1 protein-coding gene is annotated in these 706 nt (G+C 34.7%); it reads right to left on the reverse strand.

What is annotated here, in order from left to right:
• Nucleotides 1-706, reverse strand: a 706-nt coding sequence (locus DF185_RS24775; protein WP_243421818.1) for a DNA-directed RNA polymerase subunit beta, incomplete at both ends; no start/stop codon positions are given.

The raw sequence follows: 706 nt of genomic DNA on the forward strand, positions 1-706 counted from the left end.
TCTCCTTATCGGTCAAGAAAGATAAGAAAATTTCAGGGTAGCAAACATTCTCTAGAATTTCTCGTAGATTCAAACCCATAGCTGATGATAGAACTAGAATAGATATTTTTTGTTTCCTACTCACCCGAGCCCATATTCTTGCTTTTTTATCAATCTCTAATTCTAACCTGCCTCCCCAATCTGATATTATGGTGCCGGTATAGACCGAAATCCCATTATGATCCAATTCTGACTGGTAATAGATACCGGGACTTTGCAATATTTGATTGATCACAATTCGGTAAATTCCGTTTACTATAGAAGTTCCAAGGGAATTCATTAAAGGAATGTTTCCAATAAAAATTCTTTGTTCTTGCATATTCCTACTGGTTTTCCAAATTAATCCCGCGGATACATATAATTCAGAAGAATATGTAAGTGATTCATAGACAGCATCTCGTTCTTTTATCAGAGGTTCTACCAATTGATATGTTTCCACAAATAATTGAAATTCAATTTCTTGATCTGTATCTTCAATTTTTGGAAACTTATAAAGTTCTTCCGTCAAGCCCTGATCAATAAACCTACAAAATCCTTCAAATTGTATCTGATTAAACCCAGGTATTGTAGACATTCCCTCATTTCCATTCCGGAGCATTTTAAATTGCCTTTCCCACTTATCGAAAAACCCCACTATTGGATCATTCTTCATCGAATCATATGAATC

This window comes from Marinifilum breve (assembly GCF_003202155.1).
In the GTDB taxonomy this organism is placed as follows: domain Bacteria; phylum Bacteroidota; class Bacteroidia; order Bacteroidales; family Marinifilaceae; genus Marinifilum; species Marinifilum breve.